Genomic DNA, 20,584 nt, shown 5'->3' with positions numbered 1-20,584 from the left:
TTACGCTCCTGCATCCGACATGGTGGTTCCGATGGCGGGACGACGGTCCCGGCCCAGGCGTGGCTGCGCTCCGTGGACGGCGGTAAGTTCCCGGAACCACTTCACGGAGGACAGTGCCAGGAACGCTGTGGTGGCGGCGAAGATCGCCGTGTAGACGGCCAGGAACACCGGGGTGGCGCCGTAAAGCATGAAGCTGAGGCACAGGACCCCGTAGTCCATGGGGACCACCAGCACGGCGCGAAGCCAGGACGGCGGGGCCCCTTCGTGCTGGCCCGGAACCACCCCGGCCTGCCGACGCAGCTGCTCGGTCAGGATCATGCTGAAAAACACCACTGCCGAGACCACCGCCGAGCCGAGGGGCACCAGGAGCCACACCGGGTCCACCGCCGCGAACCGGTAGAGGCCCACCAGCAGGGCGAGCGGAAGGGTGGAGGTTTTGAGGGCATCCACGATGTGGTCAAGCCACTCCCCCGCCGGCGAACCGGCTCCGGTAAGCCGGGCGAGTTGCCCGTCCGCGGAGTCCAGGGCATAGCCCAGCACCAGGGCCAGTGACACCAGGATCCCCAGCCCCCATGACGGCGGGAAGGAAATCAGCAGGGCGATGCCGGAAAAGGTGAAAAGCGCGCTGATGCCGGTGACCATGTTGGGGGTCAGCCTGGCGCCGAAGGCTGCAGCCGCAAGGTAGCGGCCCATCCTGCGGTTGACGAAACGGGAGTAGGCCGGCGCGCTGCGGGCAGCCGCCTTCTGCGCGCCGGACAGCCTGTCCACGGCGTCCCGGAAGCCGGCGTAGGGCAGCAGTTCCCGGGCTTCCGCAGCTTTGGCGTGCTGGCCCGGCATTACTCGGCCCCCACAGTGGTCTGTTGGGTGCCCCGCTGCACGCGCCGGGCCCGGCGTGGCGCCGGCGCTGTGGCAGCCACCAGGTCAGCGCACAGGCCTTCGTAGCCGTCGGTGACCAGGTCCCAGTCGAACCGGCGGGCCAGGCGCTGTCCCAGGACACCGCGTTCCCGCAGGCCGGGCAGCCCGCTTTCGGCTTCCTCCGCGAGCGCGGCCACGCCTGCAGGGTCGGCGAAGTACCTGCCCGCCGTCGAGAGCACTTCACGGTTGAAGTCCACATCGAATGCGTTGGTGGCGGCCCCCGACCCGATGGCCCGCAGCAGGGACGGGTTGGTGCCGCCCACGCTGTGTCCGTGCCAGTACACCAGGGAGTTTGCGTACAGCTGGTCCAGGAGGTCCTGGTCCCAGACGCCGCCAACAAACCTGACCCGGTCGTCGGCCAGGCTGTGCACCTGGCGGGTGTAGGCATCGGAGTAAGGTGCCGAGCCCACCACAATCAGCGGCTCCTTGGCTTTGCTGCGGACGTAGCCGTCCACCACCATGTGGACGTGGTTTTCGGGCTCGAAGCGGGCCACCACCAGATGATAGCCGCGGGGCTTCAGGCCCAGCTCTGCGAGCTTGTCGGATTTGGTGCCGGCCAGGATCGGGGCACCGTACGGCAGGTAGTAGGTATCGGCGTCGAACCGTTCCCGGTAATACGTCTGGATACCCACGGCGTCGGCGATCAGGGCGTCGGACCAGCGTACGGCCATGGCTTCGGCCCGGCGGTAGTAGCGTTTGCCGGACCCGCCCCACTTGGCCCGCTTCCATTCCAGGCCGTCCACGTGGGTGGCCACCGGAACGCCGGCCGCCCGGATCAGGGGCAGGTAGGGGGCGTTCGCGGCGTTGAAGACAATCGCAGCGTCCGGCCGGTGTGCCATCAGGTGCATCACGGACAGGCCCGTGTGGCTGAGCGTTTCCAGTGACCTTTTGTGCATGGCCGGCAGGAACACCAGGTCCATTCCCAGGTAAGTGGAATCCGGCCGGGGACCTGCTCCGGTGTCACGGCAGTAGACCGTAACCTGGTGTCCGCGGGCGCAAAGACGCTGGCCGATCTCCTCGATGGCCGTTTCAAAGCCGCCGTACCTGGCCGGAACCCCGCGGGTACCCACCATCGCTATCCTTAGTCCATTCATCACTGCACCCCCTGGATTCTGTCCGCTGCTGCCGGACGGTTGATGAGTTCAAGAGCGGTCCGCAGGACCGAGCTGGAGGTCTGGACGGTGTAGGGGAAATAGACCACTTCCACCCCCACCTCCGAAAAGACGTGTTCAAGGTGCATTCCGGCAGGCGTGCCGCGCCAGTCGTCGCCCTTGAAAAAGACGGTGAACCGCAGTTCGTCCCAGACCTGGAGCTTCTCCGGTGCGGACTCGGCGTAGACCATGTCCACATACGTGATGTTGCGGACGATTTCGAGCCGTTCAGCGAGCGGAACCACAGGCGCCCTGCCCTTGGTGAGCTCCAGCTTCTCGTCCGAGACGACGCCCGCAATCAGGTAGTCACACTGCGATTTGGCGTGTTTGAGGATATTCAGGTGACCGATGTGGAAAAGGTCGAACGCGCCCGGGGCATAACCGATTCGAAGACCCATGACTCTGTGCCTCCCCGGTCAGCCGGCCTGCAGGGCCACGGACATCGTGCGGCCCAATGCTGGTGGGGGCGGGGCGAAAGGCTGGCCGGAACAGCGCCGGCGGTGGGAAGGAAGGCCGGCAACGCGGCCCACGCAGGAACTCTGCCGGTTTTTGGGTGCGGAAAATTGACTGGCCTGACTCATCCTGAGACCTTCTCTAGGTAGGTATTTCCTGAGGTGAGGACCAGTCAAGCGGCTTGGCAGTACGGGTGCACCGGTACTTGCTACCTGTCTTGGCAGGGTACTGCTACCTGCATGTACTCATCAGGCAGGTAGCGGGTACTGGTGGTGCAGCCGGGACAGCGGGTGGGGCAGGAACTGCGGTCATCCGCACAGTCCGGTGGGTGGAGGCAGTCCGCGGCGGGCGGCTGCCGGCAGGTCAGGAGGCCTGGTTGAGGGCGTCCTCGGCCGCGACCCAGGAGATCATGGCGCATTTCACGCGCGCCGCATACCTGGCCACGCCCTCGAAGGCTGCAGCATCGCCCAGCAGCGCCGGGTCGGCGGGGACTTTGCCGCGGGAGCGCAGGACGTCCCGGAAGCTGTCGATGACCCCATGCAGTTCGGCCACCGTCATGCCTTCGGCCATTTCGCTGAGCACGGACGCCGAGGCCATGGAGATGGAGCAGCCCGCACCGTCCCAGGAAACTTGGGCCACTTTCCCGTCAGCGACGGCAAGCCGCAGGGTGACTTCGTCGCCGCAGACGGGATTGAGCTGGTGCGACTGGCCGGTAGCCGCGCCTTCGGGGGCCGCTGTGCCGGCCAGCCCGCTGCCGTGGCGCGTTTTGGCGTGGTCCAGAATGATCTGCTGGTACAGCTGGTCAAGGCTCATGGGTACTCCTGGGGTTACGGGACTAGGCGCGGAAGTAGGCCCGCACGCCGGACACAGCATCCAGGAACCGGTCGACGTCGTCGGTGGTGTTGTAGAGGTAGGCGCTGGCCCGCGTGGTGGCGGTCAGCCCCAGGCGGCGGTGCAGCGGCTGGGCGCAATGATGGCCCACCCGGACGGCGATCCCCCGGGAGTCCAGGAACTGCCCCACGTCGTGGGCATGGATACCCTCGACGTCGAACGCGGCCAGCCCGATCCGCTCCTTGCCGGCGGCGGGGCCGAGCACCCGGATGCCGGCGATGGATTCGAGTCCGGTGACCATACGCTGGCCCAGCTCACCTTCCCAACGGTGGATCCGGTCCAGGCCCGTTTCCGTAAGGTAGTTGGCCGCCGCAGCCAGGGCTACGGCCTGGGAGATGCGCTGCGTGCCGGCTTCGAAGCGTTGCGGCGCCGGCAGGTACTCGGCACGCTCCATGGTGACGGTGGTGATCATCGAACCGCCGGTAAGGAAAGGCGGCAGGATGTCCAGGATCTCCTGCTTGCCGTACAGGACGCCGATCCCGGTGGGCGCCAGCATTTTGTGGCCGGAGAAGACAGCGAAGTCAACGTCCAGCGCCTTGACGTCCAGGGCCAGGTGCGGAGCCGACTGGCAGGCGTCCAGGACCACCAGAGCCCCCGCGCTGCGGCCCAGCGCCACGAGTTCCCGGACCGGGTTGATGGTGCCCAGGACGTTGGACGCGTGGGTGAAGGCCAGCACTTTTGTGCGGGGACCAACAATGTCCCGGGCCTGGTCCAGGCGGAGGCTGCCGGTGTCGTCGATGGGGATGAAGCGCAGGACAGCGCCGGTGCGGAACGCCAGCTCCTGCCAGGGGATCAGGTTGGCGTGGTGCTCCATCTCGGTGACCACAATCTCATCACCCGGTTTCAGGGCCAGGTCCTTCAGCCTGGCATCACCCCGGCCCTGGGCTGCCCACAGCGTCGCGTTGGAGAGGGCATAGCTGATCAGGTTCAGGCCCTCCGTGGCGTTGGAGGTCCAGATGGTTTCCTCGTAGCCGGCGCCCACAAAGTCGGCGAGAGTCTGGCGTGCGTCCTCGAAGGCCTCCGTGGCCTCGACGGCGAGGTGGTGGGCGCCGCGGTGCACGGCGGCGTTGCGCTGTTCGTAAAACTCCTGCTCGGCTTCGATCACGCTGAGCGGGTTCTGCGACGTGGCCCCGGAATCAAGGTAGACCAGCTGCTGCCCGTTGACCGTCTGGTTCAGCACGGGGAAGTCGTTGCGGATCCGCAGCACCTCGGCGTCGTCCATGGCCGGCAGGGCACGTTCCAGGGTGGCTGGCGTTGTTACTACGGCCAAAACGAACTCCTTGAGATGCCAACTGTTGACTCTCAATTGTCCCACAACGCAGCTGTGGCGGCCGCCCCGGGGGGACGGCCGCCACAGTTTCTCCGGGCTTCAGCCTGCGGAAAGAAGGGCCGGCGACGGCTGGGGGGAGAGTCTCGGTCTCAGAAGACTCTGACGTCGCCGGCCCCGTCTGGAGCCGGCCCCCTTGGTGGGGAGCCGGAACTTTCGGGAGACCTGGTATGCGGGCTGTCCGGCGGCGGTTTCCCCGCTGCTTTCCTTGCCTGCTTAAGTAAAGCGTCGGAGCCCGGACGCGTACACGAGTAGCTTGTACTCGACTTTGAAACGGGTCGGTACTGGGTCCGCCGGAGCCGCGGACTGCAGGCCCGCCACAGGCACACGGACATGCCGGGTCCGGCCGGAAAAACCCGGATGCGCCCGTGCCGGGCACACCCGGGTGCTGTACTACTTGGGCAGGGCGGACTCGAGCTCTTCGCGGCTGCGGACGCCGAGCTTGACGTAGGTCCGGTAGAGGTGGCCCTCCACGGTGCGGACGGACACCATCAGCTTCTGGGCGATTTCCCGGTCCGTGTACCCCTGGACGGCCAGGCCAACAATGTCCTGTTCGCGGCGGGTCAGATGGACGGCCGGGGCGGCGGCGATAAACCGGCCTTCCCGGAACCGCTCGCCCAGTTCGTGGTCGCATTTTTCCCGCTGGGCCACGGCCTGCCGGGACCGGCGCCGCTCCCCGGCCTGTTCCAGGAGCGTACTGGCCCTGGCGTATGCCTCACGGGCCAGGTTGACGAAGCCGGCTTCCTCCAGGGCGGCTGCGGTGTCCATCAGGGCATCGCCGTCGCCCACTTCCCAGCCGGCAGCCAGGGTCAGCATGGCGCCGGCCCACCTTCCGTCAACGGTGCGGGCCACGTTCTGCACCATCGGGATGACGGAAGGGTCGCCCAGTTCCCAGCACATGGCGAGCAGTTCAAGGAGCGTGCCGGTCCTGCCGGCGGCCTCGGCGGCCGTGACCAGTGTGTGGAGGGACGCGAGGCCCTTCCCGTCCCTGGCCAGGTACTCCGCTGCAGCGGCGCAGTGGGCGGCTGCCAGGAGGTCGTGGGCCGGGGCCCCTGCCACGGCGTCGCGGCAGTCCCGCTCCAGCCGCTGCGCCTGGGCGGTATCGCCGAGGCGTGCGGCCACATAGAAGCCGAGGGACGCGCCGAACCGGAAAAGCTGCAGCGGGTCGTTGAGCCGGAGGGCCTCGACGGCGGGCAGCAGCACCTGGTAGGCGCGTTCCATCCTGCCCTGCCGCAGCAGCGAGTAGCCGCGCAGGATCTGCAGGCTGCCGTTGAACACGGCGTGCCCGGGTGAGTGCGCCGAGGCGTAGTTGTTCAGCTCGCGTTCCGCGGTTTCCCATTCGCCCATGGCCAGGTAGGCGCTGACCAGCCGGCCCAGGACCAGTTCCGGGAAGAAAAACAGGCTGCCTTCAAGCGCGGGAAGCTCGGACGCCGCCATCAGGGCGGCTTCCACCCCCTCATCGGCCCGGCCCGCGGCGGTCAGGGCGTGGGCCAGCAACGCCCCGCCCATGGCATGCAGGGGCAGGCCGGTGGCACCGTCAACAGCGCTGCCTGCTGCGGTACCCACTTCCGCGGCGAGCCCGGCGGCGTCCAGCTCACCACCGCTGCGAAGCAGGGCCATCAGGGTCAGCGGCCACTGCGGCGTCCCTGCCACACCGGTAACCGCCACCGCCTCCTCGGCGAGGCCCGCGAGGGACTGGCCGTTGGCCTGGTGGGCGAAGGCACGCAGCAGCAGCACGGCAGGGCCATCGGCGTGGTTGAGCAGGGCCTCCCAGCAGCCGTCCAGCAGGGATGCCGCTTCCAGGTAGTACCCGTCGTTGAAGAGTGCCCGCGCCTGGATGGCCTGTGCCAGCGGGATCAGCGCCGGGTCCTGGACCTTTGAGGCGATCATGCGGGCGCTGGTATTGCTGAACCGGTCCAGGGCTTCCCGTGAGGCCTCGATCAGCGCGGCGTCAGGGATCCGCAGCCCGCACTCCAGGGCCCACTCCACGGAACGGGTCCGGCCTTCGCCGTGCAGCAAGGTATCGGGCAGGTGCGGCCGGGTTTTTTCGAGCAGCTGCAGGCTCCTGGACACCGAGATGGTGTTCCTGATGGTTTGGGCCAGGAGCACGTTCCCCAGGGACAGTTCGGCCGGAATCGATGGGTGTTCCACCACCACCTGCTGCTCCAGGAGCGAGCGGACCACGGCGGCTCCGCTGATGTCCTCGATGGCCTTGCGGCTCACGGGACCGGCCAGGGCGACCAGTTTCAGGGCTTCCTGCTCGTCCTGCGGGCGGCGGAGGTGCTCCTTGGCCACCACTGAGCCGATTCGGTCCCCGTCGGAGGGCAGTGGGCCCAGCAGGATCCAGATCCCGTTCCGTTTGGACAGCACCCCGGCCTCGGCTGCATCGTGCAGGAGCGCATCCAGGATGCGGGGGTTTCCGCCGGATGCGCTCCAGACCGCATCCACAGTGGCTGCCGGGACGGTGCCGTCCAGTACATGCGCCAGCACTTCCTCGATCTGCTCCCTGTTGAGCAGGCGCAGGTCCACCCGCTCGGCGAGGCCGTCGTACCAGAGCTGGTCCAGGGGCCGCGGCAGCCCGGGCCGTGGCCTGGCGGCGGCCACCACGGTGGCCCAGCCGGCCGAGATCAGGTCCGCCACCACGCCGGCTGAGCCCTCGTCCAGGTAGTGTGCGTCGTCCACCACCAGGAGGACCGGCGCTCCGTTGACGGTTTTCAGTTTCTCGAAGTACGTCCACATGGACCGCAGCACTGCCACCGGGGAAATCGATTCCTCCGCCGTGAGATCGGCGGTGTAAGGGGTCAGGACTCCGAACGGAACATTGGAAAGCGCGGAACTGCCGTGCATCTGCAGGACATTGAGTTCATCCGACAAACGCTCAACGATCCCGTCCGTCAGCGATGTTTTACCGAGGCCCGGACCCGCCATAACGTAGACCGCCTGGCTGGCACGGTTGCGGATGACCGCCGTGATCCGGTCGAGCGGTTCGCGCCGGCCCGGTAGGGCGCGGTGCGGGCCTGCGGTTTTGGAGCCGTTAGACAAGTCCAGTCAGATCACCTCTGGAAGTTACGCCGAGCTTGGTGAAGACCTGGTACAGGTGGCCTTCGACGGTTCGGACTGACACGCCCATTTCAAGGGCGATGTCGCGGTTGGAAGCGCCCCGCCCGGCCAGGCGGGCAATTTGGCGTTCCCTGCTGGTCAGCAACGGGCTGCCGCTGCTGGGCACGATGGGCAGGTTGGTGACGGTGGCAGCCAGGATGTCCAGCCGGGCCTGGGCTGTCCGGGCGGACGCGGCATCCCCGTCCTGGCGGGCAAAATCGACGGCGAGGGCCATGCACCTGGCCTCGACGGCCTCCAGTTCCAGGGTGGCAGCGATTTCGCCTCCGGCCAGCAGGGTTTTTGCGTCCTTGGTGCGGCTGCCGATGGCGATAAGCCGGGACACTTCGGCCAGCGGCCCCTGGCGGTGCGCCGCGATGTCCTCGAGGAGCCGGAACTCGGGGTCGCTGCCGTTGACGGTGGCCGCCAGCAGATACAGGCCGGCCACGGTGAAGCGCTCGTCGGCAAGGTTTGCCTCGGCCGCAAGTTTGAGGGCGCCGGCGGCGTCCGGATCGCCCAGCCAGCGTCCGGCCACCAGGGTGCAGAAGGTAATCACGCATTCGGTGGCGAAGTCCGCCGTGCCCGGCACGCGATGAAGTTTGGCGAGGTATTTCCTGGCAGCAGCAGGGTTGCCGATCTGGGCGTAGGCCAGTGCCGTGGCGGAATACGCGCAGCGGAGCCCGCTCTGGGTGGGATGGATCTCCAGCTGTGCCACAGCGGAGATCAGCGGTTCGAGGGCTTCGGTTCCGCGTCCGGAGAAAGCGTAGGCAACGCCGACCGCCAGTTCGTGGGCGGAATCCTGCTGCGAGATGCGGTTGGGCTCCTCGGTGCTTTGGGGACCCAGGAAGTCGATGCAGCGCCGCCACTGCCCGGCCAGCAGCAGCACCAGGTAGGCATCGCGGGTATACCGCTCGCGGATGCCAACAACGTGGGAGGCGTCGGTGAGCTGGCCGCCCAGCTGCCGCATCAGGCTGAGCGCTTCCATCTCCCGCCCGGTCAGCGCCCGGGCTGTCATCAGGATGATGGCGGCGTTCATCCGGAAGCCGGTGTCCGGGTTCCGGGCGGGGTCCGCGGCGTGCTCCAGGGCGGGAATGATCGCAGCGTAGTTGCCCACAAACGCCTGGTATTCGAAGTCGCTCAGGGCGATGCGGTTGACCGCCACGGCGACCGGGTCAGGCCAGGCGGCAGCGTTTCCGGCGGCGGCCAGCCGGTCACGGGCCTGCACCAGGAGGCCCGGGACGGCCCGGGTCTTCTCCGGGATCCAGAGCATCACCTGGGACGTTGCGGCGATGACCTCGGCGTATTCCGTGGCGCCGAGGGCGTCCAGCTCCGCAGCGGAGATGCCTTCAAGGGTGGCCAGGGACTGGAGCGGGAGGTCCAGCTGCAGGTAGGCGGCCGCTTTTTGGCGCTGCGCCGGAACCCACAGCGGGTGGCTGCGTGGCAGCATATCGGCGTACGCCAGGGCGGTGCGCGGGTCAAAGAGCTGGACAGCTGCTGCTGCCGCCGCGAAGGCCAGGCCCGGGCTGAGGTCCGCCTCGCACTCATGCGTCCAGGCGGCGAAGGCCAGCAGCTCCTCCGTGCTCATGCCGGCGGGATCAGGTTCCGCACCGCCCAGGAGCATGCTGCGGAGCTCGCGGCGACGGGCGATGCTCAGCCAGGTCCGTACCACGTCCCCGATGTACTTCTCGCGGAGTGTCACCCAGCGGTGGTCGGATCCCTCGATTTCGAGGAGGCCTTCATCCTCCATGTCCGCCACCACGTCGGCGCTGAAGATGGCCGTCAGGCGGGACAGCTCCACACTGCGGGCGCAGGACAGCATTTCGATGACTTCGCGGGTTTCAGCGGTTTCCCGGGACCATCTCGAGCGGACAATGTCGTCCAGGCTGGCTGCGCCGTCCAGCACCACCTTGTCCCGGAGGGTCCAGACTTCATCGGAGAGGACCAGGTTGCCGGAGTGTTGCTGCTCGGTGACCAGCGCCTTGAGCAGCAACGGGTTTCCGCCCACCATGTTGTGGTACGTGGCGACCAGGGACGCGGAGACCCGGTGCCCCAGCAGCGACAGCAGCACCTGGCGGGTCTGGAGCTCATTGAGGTTGTCCAGCCGTACTTCGGTGATCCGCCTGTCAGCCAGCAGCCAGTGGAAATCATCCGGCAGGTCACTGGTCCGGGGCGCCACGGCAACGATCTTCGCAGTGCCGGTCAGCAGGACGTTCAGCAGCACGCCGGCGCTCATGTCATCGATACCGCCGGAAGTATCGAGGGTGATGATGCACGGCCGCCCGGCAGCGTCGCTGCGGATCAGGGATGTGATGCCGCGCAGGATCGCGGTGGGCGAACCCATGTAGGCCTGGGGCAGGCGGGCCAGCAGGAAGGACAGGCAGCCGTAGGGGGCACTGGAACCGGCAGGGGCGCTGCGGAGCTGGAGGGACCACACGTCGGGGCCAAGGTCATTGACGGCGGCGCGGGCCAGGGAGGACTTGCCCACACCACGGCTGCCGGTGATGACCACGCCCAGGGAGTCTTCACTGGTCAGGGCGCTACGGACGGAATCGAGGTTGGCGCCGCGGGCGGGAGCGGACCACTGTTGGATCCCGGGCATGGCAGGAGCCTGGCTGCGCAGCCCGGCCCCGTTCGGCGTTGACCCACGTCCCCAGCTCAGTGGCTCGATTGACATGCACTATCCCCTACATCCAGCGGTAACGGGATGTAGCTCCATTGCTCCCCCGCATAGGAAGTACAGTACCCCGTCGCTGAGACAAGGAAACAGGTGGTACGCGGAATAAGTTCGCGTGTTGCTAGCTTGCAGGCTTCGCCGGGTGGAATTTCTGCTGCGCGGCCATCAGCCCGTCCCGGACCAGGGCGTCCACCGCATCCGCCGCTTCGTCCAGGAGGAACGGCAGTTCCTTTTTCTCGGCGGTACCGAAGTCCCGCAGCACAAAGTCGGCGGTGTCCATGCGTCCCGGTGGCCGGCCCACGCCCACCCGGACCCGGAGGTAGTCCTTGGTGGCCAGGGCCCTGGAAATGTCGCGGAGGCCGTTGTGCCCGCCCTCCCCGCCGCCGGTCTTCAGTTTCACCGTATTAAAAGGGATGTCGATTTCGTCGTGGACTGCCACGACGTGGTCCGGGTTGATCCCGTAGAAGCCGGCCAGGGCCGCCACCGGGCCGCCGGAGACGTTCATGTAGCAGAGCGGTTTTGCGAGCACCACCCGCGGACCGCCGATGCCGAGCCGCCCTTCGAGCACCTGGGCCCGCATTTTGGAGCTTTTGAAGTTTGCACCCATGCGGCCGGCGAGCTCATCAAGCACCATCTGGCCAACGTTGTGCCGGTTGGCCTGGTACTGGGTTCCGGGGTTGCCAAGGCCGGCGATCAGCCAGGTATCGGTCATGGGATCATCCTAGGTCGGGCTGCGGGTAAATACCTGTGGCCGGACCCCCAGTGGGGATCCGGCCACAGGCGGGACATACCGGTTGTTACTCGGCTGCTGCCGGAGCTGCAGCGGCGTCTTCGGCTTCGTCTTCTTCGATCTCGATGGCCTCGGAGATGTTGACAACGAGAGCTTCGGCATCGGTCAGCAGGACCGAACCCTTGGGCAGGTCCAGGTCCGAAGCGTGGATGTGCTGGCCTGCTTCGCGGCCTTCGATGTTGACCACAACGGAGGTGGGCAGGTGGGTTGCTTCAGCTTCGAGGGAGACAACCGTCAGTTCGAGGTTGTGGACGGTACCCGGAGCGGTTTCGCCTTCGAGGTGCACAGCCACGTCAACGGTGACCTTTTCGCCCTGGCGGACGGTCAGGAGGTCGATGTGCTCGATGATCTGCTTGATCGGGTCGCGCTGGACATCCTTGACCAGGGCCAGGTGGCCTTCGCCGTTGATGTCCAGGGCCAGCAGGGCGTTGGCCGTGCGGACGGCCAGGGTGGTGGCCTTGGCCGGCAGGGTGATGTGGATCGGCTCTGCGCCGTGGCCGTAGATAACGGCGGGGATGAGGTTGGCCATCCGGGCGCGGCGGGCGTAGCCCTTGCCGAATTCGGTGCGCAGTTCTGCTGCGAGTTTCTGCTCAGACATGGAAATCTCCTTGAATCCTAAACGGTGTTCAGCAAGGGCGGAGGTCTGGTGCGACCTTCAACGCCAGGCGGCCGGAAGGCCTGCAGGAGAAGAGGTGGAACAGACCCAGTCGATTACGGAGACCATCAGCCGGCTTCCCGGTTGCTCTCCCTCGCCAAGGTATCGCTGGCAAGCTTACCAGCGCGGGGGCCCATTCCTGAAAACGGGCCGGGCCCGGCCGGCAGATCCTGCCGGGCGGGCCCGTGGGCGGCGCTGCTAGGCGTTGCCGTCGAAGAGGCTGGTGACCGAACCGTCGTCGAACACTTCGCGGATGGCGCGGGCGATCAACGGTGCGATGGACAGCACCGTCAGCTGCGGGAACCGCTGGGACGCGTGCAGCGGGAGGGTGTTGGTGACCACCACTTCCCGGGCGCCGGACTCGGACAGGCGCCGGGCGGCGGGCTCGGAGAACACGGCGTGGGTGGCGGCGATGATGACGTCCTTGGCCCCTGCGTTCTTCAGGACCTGCACGGCCCCCGAGATGGTTCCGCCGGTGTCGATCATGTCATCGATCAGGACGCAGGTGCGGCCTTCGATCTGGCCCACCACGGTTTTGGACACGGCCTGGTTGGGGACCGTCAGGTCACGGCTCTTGTGCACAAACGCCAGCGGCGCGCCGCCCAGGCGTTCCGCCCACTGCTCGGCGACGCGGACGCGGCCGGTGTCCGGGGAGACAACGGTGATGTTGTCCTCGTTCACGCGGGTCCGGATGTAGTCCGCCAGCAGCGGGATGGCCATCAGGTGGTCCACGGGGCCGTCGAAGAAGCCCTGGATCTGGGAGGTGTGCAGGTCAACGCTCATGATGCGGTCTGCGCCGGCGGTCTTGTAGAGGTCAGCCACCAGGCGGGCGGAGATCGGCTCGCGGCCGCGGCCCTTTTTGTCCTGCCGGGCGTAGGGGTAGAACGGGGACACCACGGTGATCCGCTTGGCCGAGGCCCGCTTCAGCGAATCGATCATGATCAGCTGTTCCATCAGGTGGTTGTTCAGCGGGGCCGGGTGGGCCTGGATGACAAACGCGTCGGTGCCGCGGACGCTCTCACCTGCCCGGACGTAGATCTCGCCGTTGGCGAAGTCGTAGGCGTCGATGGGCAGCAGTTCGGTGCCAAGCTCCTGGGCGATTTCCCGCGCCAGCTCCGGGTGGGCCCGCCCGGTGGCGAGCACCAGCTTCTTCTCGCCGTGCGCCGTAATTTCGCTCATTATTACTTGCCCTCTTCTGTAGATGCCGGGGTGGTGGAGGTATCTGGGGTGGCCGCCTGGGCCAGTTCGGCGGAGCGCGTTCCAGGCCGGTTGGCGGGCACCCAGCCTTCGGCGTTGCGCTGCGCAGCGACGCTGAGCACCAGCGCGCCGGCGGGGACGTCCTTGCGGATCACGGCGCCGGCGCCGCTGTACGCGCCGTCGCCTACCGTGACGGGGGCAACAAAGACGGTGTTGGAACCTGTCCGGACGCCCGAGCCGATCACCGTGCGGTGCTTCTTTTCGCCGTCGTAATTGGCGGTGATGTTGCCGCAGCCGATGTTGGTGTCCTCGCCGATTTCGGCGTCGCCCGCGTAGCCGAGGTGCGACAGTTTGGAGCCGCGCCCGATCGTCACGTTTTTGGTTTCGTAGAAGGCACCGATTTTGCCGGTCTCGCCAAGGACGGTACCGGGCCGCACATAGGTGAAGGGCCCGACGGCGGCGCCCGCGCCGATCACGGCACCGGAACCGTGGGTGCGGGTCACCGTGGCGCCCTCGCCGATGGTGACGTCCGTCAGGGTGGTATCGGGGCCCACGACGGCGTCGCGCGCCACGTGGGTGCGGCCGTGCAGCTGGGTGTTGGGCAGGATCCGGACGTCCTCGTCGAGCGTTACGGACGGGTCGATCCAGGTGGTCGCCGGGTCAACAACAGTGACCCCGGCCCGCATCCAGGCTTCGACGGTGCGGCGGTTCAGTTCAGCGCCGAGCGCCGACAGCTGGACGCGGTCGTTGGCGCCTTCAACCTGCCAGCGGTCGGTGGTGGCCACCGCGGCGACCCTGCCGCCGGCTTCACGGGCCAGGCCCAGCACGTCGGTCAGGTATTTTTCACCCTGGGCGTTGTTGGTGGTCACGTGGCCCAGCGCGTCGCGGAGCACGGCGGCGTCGAAGGCGTAGATGCCGGAATTGACCTCACGGATCAAAAGCTCGTCCGCTGACGCGTCCTTGTGCTCCCGGATCCCGGTGACGGTCCCGTCGGCGGCGCGCAGGATCCGGCCGTAGCCGGCGGCGTCGGCCAGGACCGCGGTCAGCACCGTGACGGCGTTGCCGTCGCGTTCGTGCGTGGCCACCAGTTCGGCGAGCAGGGATCCGGTCAGGAGCGGGACGTCGCCGTAGGTCACAACCACGGTGCCGGCCAGGCGCTGCTGTCCGTCCAGCGCCTGCACGGCGGCTTCCACGGCGCGGCCGGTTCCGGGGACCTCGTCCTGGTCCACGATCAGCGCTTCCGGGTCCAGCCCGGTGAGGTGGCCGGCCACCAGGTCACGCTCGTGGCGGACCACCACAGCGAGCCGGCGCGGGCTGATGCTGCGTGCAGCGTTGAGGGCGTGCCCAACCATGGACAGGCCGCCGATTTCGTGCAGGATCTTCGGGGTACGGGATTTCATCCGGGTGCCGGCGCCTGCCGCCAGAACGATCACGGCGGCTGGGCCGGCATTCTCAGAAGTCACGTACGGGCTCTCCTCGTTGGTTGCTGGCCCGGGGGCCGGCCGACCAGGCGGCGCGGCGCCCGAAGGCCATCCTGCTGAACGATCTCGTCAAGCAGTTCCGCCCATAGGATTCGAACCTATACTCCACGGCTCCAAAGGCCGGGGTGCTGCCATTACACCAGGGCGGACCATGCCGTAGGCGCAAGGCCCGGACACAAGTCCCTATTTTGCCATGGGTCGGGGGCGGTGCGCGACACGGCCCGGCGCGGGTGCCGCGGGGAAGACTGGAATCCCGGTGCCGGGCGGTGGTGCATGATGGAAATGTGAGCAACAACCCGCCCCGGACGCGAATGACCGGCCTGCAGCGCCGGACCCAGCTGATCGGCGTCGGGCGTGGGCTCTTCGCCGCCCGTGGACTGGACGGCACCACCATCGAGGAAATCGCTGCGTGCGCGGGCGTGTCCAAACCGGTGATCTACGAGCACTTCGGCTCCAAGGAAGGCCTGTACACGCAGGTGGTGGACTTCGAGTTCCGGATCCTGCTGGCAGCCATCAACGACGCCCTCACCCAGGAAGCCAAGCCCCGCGTCCTGGTGGAACGCGCCGCCCTGGCCCTGCTGACGTACATCGAGGACCGGACCGACGGCTTCCGGATCCTGATGCGGGACGCGCCTCCGTCCCAGCCCGAAGGCGCGTTCTCCACCCTGCTCTCCCACGTCACGGCCCGGGTGGAGCACATCCTGTCAGACGAGTTTTCCCGCCGCGGCTTCAGCGGCCGGGACGGCGCCATGTACGCGCAGATGCTGGTGGGCATGGTGGCGATGACCGGCCAGTGGTGGCAGGACAGCCGCCAGCCGGACAAACACACCGTCGCCGCGCACCTGGTGAACCTTGCCTGGAACGGCCTGACCGGCCTGCAGAAGGACCCGGAGCTCCGCAGCGAAGGGTAGGCGCCGGGCCTACTCCCCCAGGACCTCCAGCGCTTCGAGCCATTCAAGTTCAATGCCCTCGCGGTCCCCGGCAAGGTCCTTGAGCTTCCTGTTCAAGTCGCCCATCGCGTCGAAGTCGTTCGCCGCAGTGGCCTTGACCATTTCGTCGTGGATCTTCTTTTCCTGCTGCTCCAGCTTGCCCAGCTGCCGTTCGATCCGGTTTTTGGCTTTCCGGGCATCCCGCTTCTCGGCTTCCGAGCGGCCCGGGGCGGCAGGCGCGGCGGACCCGGACGCACCGGTCACGGGGTTGCCGCCGCCGGTCACGGTGGAGCCGGCGAGTGCCGATTCGCGCAGTTCCAGGTACTGGTCCACCCCGCGCGGCAACGCGCGGATCTTCCCGTCACCCAGGAGCGCCATCTGGTGGTCGGTGACGCGTTCGAGCAGGTAGCGGTCGTGGCTGACCACCACCAGCGTTCCCGGCCAGCCGTCCAGGACGTCCTCGACGGCGGCAAGGGTGTCGGTGTCGAGGTCATTGGTGGGTTCATCAAGCATCAGGACGTTCGGTTCGCCCACCAGGAGCCGCAGGAGCTGCAGCCGGCGCCGCTCGCCGCCGGAAAGGTCCTTGACCTGGGTCCACTGCTTCTGGTTGGTGAAGCCAAGCTGTTCCACCAGCTGGCCGGCGGTGAATTCCTTGCCGCCCACGTCGAAGGAGCGCTTTTCCCGCTCAATGACCTCGATGACGCGCAGGTCGGAGACGTCGTCGAGCTCCTTGACTTCCTGGGTCAGGACGGCGCTGACCACCGTTTTGCCACGCTTGACGTTGCCCGAAGTGGGCTGGATTTCGCCGTTGAGCAGTTTGAGCAGCGTGGTTTTGCCGGCACCGTTGACGCCCACCAGTCCCAGGCGTTCGCCGGGGGCGAGCCGGAGGGTGATGTTGTCGAAGAGTTTGGCTCCGCCGCCGTCCAGGAGGTCCAGGGACACGTGTTCGAGGTCCAGCACGTCCTTGCCCTGGCGGGCGGTGGCCATCTTGCTCAGCGCCATGGAATCGCGGGGTTCGGGGACGTCGGCGATCAGGGCGTTGGCGGCCTCGATCCGGAACTTGGGCTTGGCGGTCCGGGCGGGGGCGCCGCGCCGCAGCCAGGCCAGCTCCTTTTTGACCAGCTGCTGGCGCTTGCTCTCCACAACGGAGGCGCTTCGGTCACGCTCTGCGCGGGCCAGCACGTAGGCCGCGTAGCCGCCGTCGAACGGGTCGATGATCCCGTCGTGGACTTCCCAGGTCTTGTTGCAGACTTCGTCGAGGAACCAGCGGTCGTGGGTGACCACCAGGAACGCGCCCTGGTTGGCCCGCCACCGGGTTTTGAGGTGTCGGGAAAGCCAGGCGACGCCCTCCACGTCCAGGTGGTTGGTGGGCTCGTCGAGCATGATGACGTCGTGGTCCTCGATCAGCAGCTTGGCCAGGGCCACCCGCCGCTTCTGGCCACCGGAGAGGGCGTGGACGTTGGCGTGCCAGTCCACGTCCGAGACCAGGCCCCCCATGATTTCGCGGATCTGCGGGTTCCGGGCCCACTCGTAGTCCGCCTGGTCCCCCACGATGGCAGCGCCCACGGTGAGGTCTCCGTCCAGCACGTCGCTCTGGTCAAGGTAGCCCACGTTGACCTCGCTGCGTTTGGTGACGCGGCCGGAGTCCGGGGTGGACCTGCCGGCCAGCAGGCGCATCAGGGTGGACTTCCCGTCGCCGTTGCGGCCCACCATGCCGATCCGGTCCCCTTCCTCGAGGCCGATGGTGATGCCGTCCAGGACGGTACGGGTTGCGAACGAAACACTCAGGTTCTCGCCGCCAAGAAGGTGTGCCAAAGGGAACTGCTTTCTGCTGCGGGGCTGAAGATCTACAAAAGGGTGTCGGAAATGATGCGGGCCCCGGGGACGGGGCCGTGCACTGCAAGGGCCGCGTGGCCGTAGCGTCGAAGATCCGTGGCCAGCGCTTCCGCCGCGAGGGGGTCATCGGCGAGCAGTGCCACGGTGGGGCCCGAACCGGACACAAGGCCGGCGATCGCTCCGTGCGATTCGCCGAGTCCCAGCGTATCGCGCAGGGCCGGGGCCAGGTCGATCGCGGCGCGTTGCAGGTCGTTGATGAGGACCCGGCTCAGGGCGTCGGCGTCCCCTCCCCGCAGGGCGGTGAGGATTCCCGGGTCGACGCCGGTGGGCTCGGCGGCCACGATGCCCTCGTCGGCGCGCAGCCGGTCCAGGGTGCGGTAGACGTCAGGGGTGGCCAGGCCGTAGTCGGCGGCCACCAGGACCCAGTGTGTCTGGGCCTTGGCCAGCGCGGGTGAGAGCTGGTCGCCGAGGCCAAGGCCCACGGCCGTGCCGCCCAGGAGCGAGAACGGTACGTCCGCGCCGAGTTCGGCCGCGAGGTGCGCGAGTTCCTCGCGGGAGAGTCCGCTGTTCCACAGCGCATCGCAGGCAAGGAGGGTCGCGGCGGCGTCTGCGGAGCCACCGCCCATGCCACCGGCCACGGGGACCCGTTTGGTAATCTCCAGGTGCACGCCGGTGGCATGTTCGGAAACGTCCGCCATGATGGCGGCCGCCCGGTAGGCGAGGTTGCCGGCGTCGAGCGGAATGTCAACGGCGTCCAGGTCCAGGGAGCTTTCCGGGCTGAGGCTGACGGTGATCCCGGGGCTTTCGGTGCTGGTGGCGGCCACTTCCTCGTAGAGGGACACTGCCAGGTAGACGCTGGCCACCGAGTGGTAGCCGTCGTCCCGGAGCGGACCGACGTTGAGGGATACGTTGATTTTCCCGGGCGCCTTGACCCTCACGGTGCGGGCCGGGAACCGCCCGGGGAGGGCGTTCATGACCGGGCCGCCTTGGCTTCCGCGATCCTTGCGAACGCGGCGACGTCGATGACCTCGCCCCTTGCTGTGGGGTCCACGCCGGCAGCCACCAGGCAGCGTTCGGCTTCGGGCGCGCCGCCGGCCCAGCCGGCCAGGGCAGCCCGGAGGGTCTTGCGGCGCTGGGCGAAGGCAGCATCGACGACGGCGAAGACCTGTTCGCGGGTGGCAGTGGTGGCGGGCGGCTCGTGCCGGGTGAAGGCGACCAGCCCTGAGTGGATCTTGGGTGCCGGCCAGAAGACGTTCATGCCGATCACGCCGGCCTTGCGCATCCGGCTGTACCAGGCGGCCTTGACGGACGGCACGCCGTAGGTTTTGGACCCGGGGCCCGCAGCCAGCCGGTCCGCCACCTCATCCTGGACCATAACCAGCCCGTGCTGCAGGCTGGGGAAATGCTGGAGCAGGTGCAGCACCACGGGGACGGCAACGTTGTAGGGCAGGTTTGCCACCAGCGCGGTGGGCTGGACGGGCAGTTCCGTCACCTTCATGGCGTCGGCGTGGACCAGATGGAAGGAGCCGGCCGCGGCGGGACGCCACTGCGCCACCGTTTCGGGAAGTTTGGCTGCCAGGACGGGATCGATTTCGACGGCGACCACGGCCGCGGCGGCGTCGAGGAGGCCCAGGGTCAGCGACCCGAGCCCGGGCCCGACTTCCAGGACCGTTTCCGCCGGGCCCACGCCGGCAGCTGTCACGATCCGGCGGATCGTATTGCCATCGATGACGAAGTTCTGGCCCAGGGTTTTGGTGGGCCTGATCCCGATTTCCTCCGCCAGCCTGCGGATGTCGGTGGCACCGAACAGGGGTGCGGGCGCGGCGGGGATCGGTTCAGTCACCTGAGTATCCTATCCCGGGCGGCGCCGCGGACCTGCCCCGTTAACGGCAGCAGCCGGCCCCGGTGGGTACCGGGGCCGGCTGCTGTTCGCCTGCTGGCGGGGGTGCCTGGCTATCCGCCGGCGGCCCAGCCGCAGCCCCACGGCTGGAGGCCGCGCTGCGCATAGACGCGGTTGGCGATGTCGATCTGCTGGGCCTTGGTGGCCAGGCTGGCGTTGGGGGCGTAGGCGCCGCCGCCGGAGCCGATCCAGGTCCGGACGTCGAACTGGAGGCCGCCGTAGTAGCCGTTGCCCGAGTTGATGCTCCAGTTGCCGGTGGATTCACACTGGGCGATCCGGTCCCACATACCTTCGTTCATCATGCCGGGAGCTGCGGCTCCGGTGTTGCTGCCGCCCGCAGCAGCTGCGGGTGCAGGCGCTGCCTGGGGCACCGGCTTGGGCTTGGTACCCACGGTGATCTGCTCCGTGACGGGCTGGACGGCCACAGTCTCGGAAGCCAGGGTGCGGGACGCTTCGCGGCCGTCCACCAGGACCAGTTTGAAGGTCTTTTCGTTCTTGCCGGCCACTCCGGCCTGGGTCACGGTCTTCTCGCCCACCAGGACGTTGGCGTCCTCGGCTGTGACGGACTCGAAGGGAATCTCTTCGCTGGTGACGGCGGTCTGGCTGGTGTCAACGCGGGAAACCTTGATCACCATGTTGTTGACCACGGGGGCGTTGGCCGGCTGGGAGGTGCGGTCGTTCTCACCAAGGGTCAGGCCGGCGTCGTCCAGGACGGTGCCCACGGTTGCGGCAGTGGTGGTGGTGGCGGAGGCTTTACCGTCCGCGACGATGCTGACGCTCTTCGGCGTGGAGATGGACACGTAGGAGCCTGCGAGTGCCAGCTGGGCGTCCTTGGGGGCTGACACCGAGGAGGCGCTGGCGACGCCGAGTTCGGTCACGAGGCCGGCCACGTCCTGCGCGGTGGTGTTGACCGTCTGCTCGGAACCGTCCAGGCTGACCTTGACTTCCTTGGCCTGGTTCACGTTGATGACGGTACCGTTGCGGACCGACGAGTCGACGTCGGGGGAGATCCGGTCGGTGGACTTGAGGTCGAAGTCGGCGCCCTTGACCACCTGGCCCACAGTGCCGCCGAAGGTCTGCACCGAACTGACTTTTCCGTCAACATTCAGCGTGACCGTTTTGTTATTTCCAACGAAGGCTACGAGCCCCGCAACCAGCGCGCACAGCACCAGAACCTGTGCACCAACCTTGACGACGCTCAACTTGCCGTCTGATGTGAAGTACTTGACCACGATTGCCCGTAACTCTCGGTCCATCCGGGCACGGGGAAAAACGCAATAAAATGCCCG

The 20,584-nt window shown here is 67.7% G+C and carries 16 protein-coding genes and 1 tRNA gene; 1 reads left to right on the top strand and 16 read right to left on the bottom strand.

Annotated features, from left to right (window positions below):
- The 12 genes from ASF72_RS08430 to ASF72_RS08375 all read right to left on the bottom strand — a co-directional run bounded on the left by ASF72_RS08430 (position 1) and on the right by ASF72_RS08375 (position 14,779).
- Positions 1-837 carry a CDP-alcohol phosphatidyltransferase family protein gene (locus ASF72_RS08430; RefSeq protein ID WP_082178326.1) on the bottom strand — a complete coding sequence of 279 codons (837 nt, stop codon included), beginning with the start codon at positions 835-837 and terminating at the stop codon, positions 1-3.
- Entirely contained in the window at positions 837-1,988 is a 1,152-nt protein-coding gene (locus ASF72_RS08425) for a DUF1972 domain-containing protein (protein ID WP_082484157.1), read from the bottom strand. The genes ASF72_RS08430 and ASF72_RS08425 overlap by 1 nt, the downstream gene beginning before the upstream one ends.
- 20 nt (positions 1,989-2,008) lie before the next feature.
- Entirely contained in the window at positions 2,009-2,464 is a 456-nt protein-coding gene (locus tag ASF72_RS08420; RefSeq protein WP_050686262.1) for an adenylyltransferase/cytidyltransferase family protein, read from the bottom strand.
- A gap of 418 nt (positions 2,465-2,882) precedes the next feature.
- Positions 2,883-3,332 carry a Fe-S cluster assembly sulfur transfer protein SufU gene (gene sufU / locus ASF72_RS08415; RefSeq protein ID WP_050686261.1) on the bottom strand — a complete coding sequence of 150 codons (450 nt, stop codon included), beginning with the start codon at positions 3,330-3,332 and terminating at the stop codon, positions 2,883-2,885.
- A 22-nt stretch (positions 3,333-3,354) separates the two neighbouring features.
- Positions 3,355-4,680 (bottom strand): SufS family cysteine desulfurase, encoded by a 1,326-nt coding sequence (locus ASF72_RS08410; protein WP_056597992.1) that lies wholly within the window; start codon positions 4,678-4,680, stop codon positions 3,355-3,357.
- Positions 4,681-5,130: 450 nt separating this feature from the next.
- A complete protein-coding gene (locus tag ASF72_RS08405; protein WP_056598071.1) occupies positions 5,131-7,665 on the bottom strand; it encodes a helix-turn-helix domain-containing protein in 2,535 nt (844 codons plus the stop codon).
- A gap of 106 nt (positions 7,666-7,771) precedes the next feature.
- Positions 7,772-10,507: a helix-turn-helix transcriptional regulator gene (locus ASF72_RS08400; RefSeq protein ID WP_056597989.1), complete on the bottom strand. Its 2,736-nt coding sequence runs from the start codon at positions 10,505-10,507 to the stop codon at positions 7,772-7,774.
- A 121-nt stretch (positions 10,508-10,628) separates the two neighbouring features.
- The gene (pth, locus tag ASF72_RS08395; protein WP_050686258.1) at positions 10,629-11,219 is read right to left on the bottom strand and encodes an aminoacyl-tRNA hydrolase; all 591 of its coding nucleotides are present in this window, start codon (positions 11,217-11,219) and stop codon (positions 10,629-10,631) included.
- Positions 11,220-11,304: 85 nt separating this feature from the next.
- On the bottom strand, positions 11,305-11,895 hold the full coding sequence (locus tag ASF72_RS08390; protein ID WP_050686257.1) for a 50S ribosomal protein L25/general stress protein Ctc: 591 nt from the start codon (positions 11,893-11,895) through the stop codon (positions 11,305-11,307).
- A 255-nt stretch (positions 11,896-12,150) separates the two neighbouring features.
- Positions 12,151-13,131, bottom strand: a complete 981-nt coding sequence (locus ASF72_RS08385) for a ribose-phosphate diphosphokinase (RefSeq protein ID WP_050686256.1) — start codon at positions 13,129-13,131, stop codon at positions 12,151-12,153.
- Between the two features lie 2 nt (positions 13,132-13,133).
- The gene (gene glmU / locus ASF72_RS08380) at positions 13,134-14,612 is read right to left on the bottom strand and encodes a bifunctional UDP-N-acetylglucosamine diphosphorylase/glucosamine-1-phosphate N-acetyltransferase GlmU (RefSeq protein WP_050686255.1); all 1,479 of its coding nucleotides are present in this window, start codon (positions 14,610-14,612) and stop codon (positions 13,134-13,136) included.
- Positions 14,613-14,707: 95 nt separating this feature from the next.
- Positions 14,708-14,779, bottom strand: a tRNA-Gln gene (locus ASF72_RS08375).
- A gap of 135 nt (positions 14,780-14,914) precedes the next feature.
- Between ASF72_RS08375 and ASF72_RS08370 the strand changes: the two genes are divergently transcribed.
- Entirely contained in the window at positions 14,915-15,541 is a 627-nt protein-coding gene (locus ASF72_RS08370) for a TetR/AcrR family transcriptional regulator (RefSeq protein ID WP_050686254.1), read from the top strand.
- Between the two features lie 9 nt (positions 15,542-15,550).
- On the opposite strand, the gene ASF72_RS08365 is transcribed toward ASF72_RS08370, so the two are convergent.
- The 4 genes from ASF72_RS08365 to ASF72_RS08350 all read right to left on the bottom strand — a co-directional run bounded on the left by ASF72_RS08365 (position 15,551) and on the right by ASF72_RS08350 (position 20,551).
- Complete coding sequence (locus ASF72_RS08365) at positions 15,551-17,374, bottom strand: ABC-F family ATP-binding cassette domain-containing protein (protein WP_056597987.1); 1,824 nt, start codon at positions 17,372-17,374, stop codon at positions 15,551-15,553.
- 32 nt (positions 17,375-17,406) lie between these two features.
- Positions 17,407-18,369 carry a 4-(cytidine 5'-diphospho)-2-C-methyl-D-erythritol kinase gene (locus ASF72_RS08360; RefSeq protein ID WP_056597985.1) on the bottom strand — a complete coding sequence of 321 codons (963 nt, stop codon included), beginning with the start codon at positions 18,367-18,369 and terminating at the stop codon, positions 17,407-17,409.
- Positions 18,366-19,238 (bottom strand): 16S rRNA (adenine(1518)-N(6)/adenine(1519)-N(6))-dimethyltransferase RsmA, encoded by an 873-nt coding sequence (rsmA, locus tag ASF72_RS08355; protein ID WP_050686251.1) that lies wholly within the window; start codon positions 19,236-19,238, stop codon positions 18,366-18,368. Before rsmA ends, ASF72_RS08360 begins: the two co-directional genes overlap by 4 nt.
- A 110-nt stretch (positions 19,239-19,348) precedes the next feature.
- Positions 19,349-20,551: a resuscitation-promoting factor gene (locus ASF72_RS08350; protein WP_197273580.1), complete on the bottom strand. Its 1,203-nt coding sequence runs from the start codon at positions 20,549-20,551 to the stop codon at positions 19,349-19,351.
- Positions 20,552-20,584: the final 33 nt, after the last annotated feature.

The organism is Arthrobacter sp. Leaf141 (assembly GCF_001424565.1).
Taxonomy (GTDB): Bacteria; Actinomycetota; Actinomycetes; order Actinomycetales; family Micrococcaceae; genus Arthrobacter.
The sequence above is the reverse complement of the archived record's forward strand: the minus strand, read 5'-3'. Positions and strand labels throughout refer to the sequence as shown.